Below are 3,964 nucleotides of genomic sequence, written 5' to 3' on the forward strand. Positions count from 1 at the left end.
CCCCCGCCCCCGCGGTGCGCCGTTCCCCCGGCTTCCCGGCGTCCTGCCCGCCGGCGGCAGCACGGCTGCCGCCGTCGGCACCGGGACCGGCCAGCGGTGCGTCATCTGAGGACGCCGCGGCGTCTTCCCGTGCCGCCGCCTCCACCACCGCGTCGAGGTCGTCCACGCTGAGGATTTCCTTGCGCAGGTGTTTGGTGCGGTAGCCGGCCCGGCCCACCATGTGGGCGGAAACCGGCACGGTCAGCAACTGGAACAGCCAGGCTATGAGGAGCACGGGCACCGCCACCCAGCTGCGCAGCTGCAATCCCAGTCCAGTCAGCAGCAACAGCAGGCCGAAGACCTGGGGCTTCGTGGCCGCATGCATCCGCGAGAGCAGATCGGGAAACCGCAGCAGGCCGATGGCCGCGGCCAGGGACATCCCCGCGCCGGCGATCAGGCAGACGGCGGTCGCGATGTCGAGTATCAAGTCAGTGTTCACGGGGCCGCCCGTCCGTCACGAAACGAGCCACGGCGACCGAGCCGATGAAGCCGACAACGCTAATGACGACGACCAGCGTCAGGTTGTTCATGTGGCCGCCGGCGGCCATGTCCACGATGAGTCCGGCGCAGACGATCGCCAGCAGCACGTCTATGGCCAGCAGCCGGTCCAGCAGCGACGGCCCGCGGGCCAGCCGGATCAGCGACAGTACAGCGGCCCCGGCCAGCACTGCGCTCACGACGATTTGCGCGACCGGAATGACGTCCCCGTTCACACTGCACCTCCCCTGCCGGTACCTTCGGCCTTGACCATCGCCAGTTCTTCCTTCGTGCCCATCGTCCGGATCAGGCCGGCCTCGATTCGCCGCACCTGGGCGCGAAAACGCTCGGCGGCCTCCTCGGTGTCAACGTCGATCACGTGCAGGTAAAGCGTGGACGTCGAGCGGTCCACGTCCACCACAAAGCTGCCGGGGATCAGCGAAATGGCATGCCCGGTGGCAGTCACCAGCAGATCCGAGTGGCTTCGCAGCCGGACCGCCACCACCGCGTTGCGCAGCGTCGGGCCGCGGGTCAGTGCCAGCCACAGGACTTCGACGCTTGCGACCGCGACCTGCCACACGAAGGTGGCGGCGAAAATTCCCGCGGCCAGCGGATTGAAGCGCCCGCTGAGTTCGACCGGCGGCAGGTAGAACAGGTTCACGATGAGCAGCGCGATCAGCAGGCCGAAGATCAGGTTGCCCGGGCTGAAATCCTGCCAGAGGGAGCCCCAAAGGATGACCAGCCAGGCCAGCAGCGGCAGCTCGACCCAGATGGAGATGCGCGGTTTCCTCATTGGCCCACCTCCTGCATTGCGCCCTCACCCAGGACGGCCTCGACGTACGGGGTGCGCTGCAGCATCTCCCGCGCCGCCTGGTCGCTGAGCTCGAACAGGGGCCCGGCGAACACGGTCAGGGCAACGCCCATCGCCACCAGCCCGACCGTCGGCCAGACCATGGGCAGCGGCAGCAGCTGGACGACGCCGCGGCCGGTGAACCGCCCGTGCGGTTTGTTTTCCACGTGGCGGGTGGTCCGCAGTGCGGACCCGTCGGGTTTGGTAGCCACCAGGACCGGGTCCGGGTGCTCGGCGTCTTCGGGGCGGCGCCAGAACACGCGGTTCCAGACCCGTGCCATGGCCAGCAGGGTCAGCAGCGACGTGACCATGCTGCCCGCCACGAGCACCCAGGCGACCGGGGTGCCCAGTTCCACGCCGCCCTGCACCAGGCCGATCTTGCCCAGGAAGCCGGAGAACGGCGGGATGCCGGCCAGGTTCATGGCCGGGACGAAGAACAGGATGGCCAGCAGCGGCGACAGCTTGGCCAGGCCGCCCAGCCGGTCCATGTTCGTGGTTCCGCCGCGTCGTTCGATCAGCCCGGCCACCAGGAACAGGCTGGTCTGCACCGTAATATGGTGCGCCACATAATAGACCGCCGCGCCGAGCCCCACCACCGAGGACATCGCCAGGCCAAACACCATGTAGCCGATGTGGCTGACCAGGGTGAAAGAGAGCATGCGCTTGATGTCGATCTGGGCCACGGCCCCGAGGATGCCCACCACCATGGTCAGCACCGCCACGATCATCAGGAACGTGTTCAGCCGGTCGCCGGGGAACAGCAGTGTCTCCGTGCGGATCATGGCGTAGACGCCCACCTTGGTGAGCAGGCCGGCGAACACCGCGGTAACCGGCGCCGGCGCCGTCGGATAGGAGTCGGGGAGCCAGAAGGACAACGGGAATACCGCCGCCTTGATGCCGAAGGCCACCAGCAGCATCAGGTGCAGCGTCATCTGGGTGGCCGGATCCAACTGGCCGAGCTTGATCGCCAGGTCGGCCATGTTAATGGTCCCGGTGGCGGCGTAGATCATCGCGATGGAGACCAAAAACAGCACCGAGGAAATGACGCTGACAACGACGTACGTCACGCCGGCGCGGATCCGGGGGCTGGTGCCACCCAGCGTCATCAGCACGTAACTGGCCGTGAGCAGCATTTCAAAGCCGACGTACAGGTTGAAGAGGTCGCCGGTCAGGAACGCGTTGGAAACGCCCGCCACCAGGATCAGGTAGGTCGGGTGGAAGATCGAGACCGGGCCTTCTTCGTCGCCGTCGGTCATGCCCTGGCCGGAGGCGTACAGCAGCACCGCCAGGCTAACGGCCGAGGAGACCACCAGCATCAGGGCGGACAGCTCGTCCACCACCAGGGTGATGCCAAAGGGGGGAAGCCAGCCGCCGAGGTTCACCGCCTGCGCGCCGTTGGCCCAGGCCGAGGCCAGCATCACGGCTTCCAGTGCCAGCGTCACCGTCAGCGTGATGGCGCCGGTCCTGCGCTGCGCGTTGGGGTGGCGGATCAGCACGAACGCCAGGGCAGCACCCAACAGCGGCAGGACTACTGCCAGCGGCGCGATGGTGGCGGCGTTCACTGCTTTCTCTCCATCCGTGACCTGGTGGTGGCTGGCGTTTCCTCGGCTTCGTCGGGCGGGACGAACTCGGTGGTCTCGGCCGGGATTTCCGCGTCGTCCTCGGCGTCGAAGGTGGGCTGGTTGGCCACGCGGCGGTCCTCGATGTCGTCCTGCACCTCGTCCTGCCGCCCCAGCACCCAGGAGCGGTAAATGATGGCCAGCATGAAAGCGGTGACGGCGAAGGAAATCACGATGGAGGTCAGGATCAACGCCTGTGGCAGCGGATCGCTGTAGGCGTCGGCGGGGATGTCGCTGCCGAAAATGGGGGCAAGGCCCGCCGGGCCGCCGGTGCTGAGCAGCAGCAGGTTGGCGCCGTTGGTGATGAGCATGAGGCCGAGCATGACCCGGGTCAGGCTGCGTTCGAGGATCAGGTAGACGCCCACGGCGAACAGCACGCCCATCACCAGCAGCAGCGTCAGGTTCACGGTCACCGGGACACCTCCTCCTCGATCGTTGCGGGCACTTGCAGTTCGGCGGTCTTGCGGCGGCCGTGGGTCCGTTCCTCCGTGCGTTCGTCGATCTCGGCGCCGAAACTGCGCAGCACGTCCAGCACCAGGCCCACCACCACCAGGTAGACCCCGATGTCGAAGATCGTCGACGTGACGAACTTGTGGTCGCCGAAGACCGGGAGGCTGAATTCAAGGATCGCGCTCTGGAAGACCTGGCCGCCCAGGAAGAGCGGGACGACGGCGGTCAGCGCCGCGGCGCCAAGCCCCAGGCCCAGCAGCAGGCCGGCGCTGATGGGCGTGGCTTCGGCCAGTTCGATCCGTCCGCCGGCCAGATAGCGGACGGTCAGCGCGATGCCGGCCAGCAGGCCGCCGGCGAACCCGCCGCCGGGGAGGTTGTGGCCGGTCAACAGCAGGTAGACGGAGAAGATCATCACCGAGTGGAACAGGAGGCGGGTGATCACCTCGAAGATGATGGAGCGGCGTTCCGGCGCCAGGGTGCGGCCGGCCACCAGCCAGGCGTCGCGCGGGACGACGGCGAACTTGCGGGC

Annotated in this window: 6 protein-coding genes; all 6 read right to left on the reverse strand. The window is 67.7% G+C overall.

The window, feature by feature from the left end; genetic code table 11:
• Nucleotides 1–418 (reverse strand): monovalent cation/H(+) antiporter subunit G (gene mnhG, locus AC5RUJ_RS12300; RefSeq protein ID WP_494155923.1); only part of this gene is annotated, 418 nt, incomplete at its 3' end.
• A 49-nt stretch (nucleotides 419–467) separates the two neighbouring features.
• Nucleotides 468–752 carry an MrpF/PhaF family protein gene (locus AC5RUJ_RS12305; RefSeq protein WP_494000709.1) on the reverse strand — a complete coding sequence of 95 codons (285 nt, stop codon included), beginning with the start codon at nucleotides 750–752 and terminating at the stop codon, nucleotides 468–470.
• Nucleotides 749–1,309, reverse strand: coding sequence for a Na+/H+ antiporter subunit E (locus AC5RUJ_RS12310; RefSeq protein WP_494000710.1), 561 nt, complete (start codon nucleotides 1,307–1,309; stop codon nucleotides 749–751). Before AC5RUJ_RS12310 ends, AC5RUJ_RS12305 begins: the two co-directional genes overlap by 4 nt.
• Nucleotides 1,306–2,928, reverse strand: coding sequence for a Na+/H+ antiporter subunit D (locus tag AC5RUJ_RS12315; RefSeq protein ID WP_494000711.1), 1,623 nt, complete (start codon nucleotides 2,926–2,928; stop codon nucleotides 1,306–1,308). Before AC5RUJ_RS12315 ends, AC5RUJ_RS12310 begins: the two co-directional genes overlap by 4 nt.
• Nucleotides 2,925–3,398, reverse strand: coding sequence for a Na(+)/H(+) antiporter subunit C (locus tag AC5RUJ_RS12320; protein ID WP_493989594.1), 474 nt, complete (start codon nucleotides 3,396–3,398; stop codon nucleotides 2,925–2,927). Before AC5RUJ_RS12320 ends, AC5RUJ_RS12315 begins: the two co-directional genes overlap by 4 nt.
• Nucleotides 3,395–3,964: MnhB domain-containing protein (locus AC5RUJ_RS12325; RefSeq protein WP_494155922.1), on the reverse strand; the 570-nt coding region annotated here is incomplete at its 5' end. The genes AC5RUJ_RS12320 and AC5RUJ_RS12325, both read right to left, overlap by 4 nt.

The sequence above is a fragment of the Arthrobacter sp. Y3223164 genome (assembly GCF_059091005.1).

What these genes read in the sequence shown, in the direction of transcription:
- AC5RUJ_RS12310 (WP_494000710.1), bottom strand. Translation starts at nt 1,309, where the DNA reads ATGAGGAAACCGCGCATCTCCATCTGGGTCGAGCTGCCGCTGCTGGCC.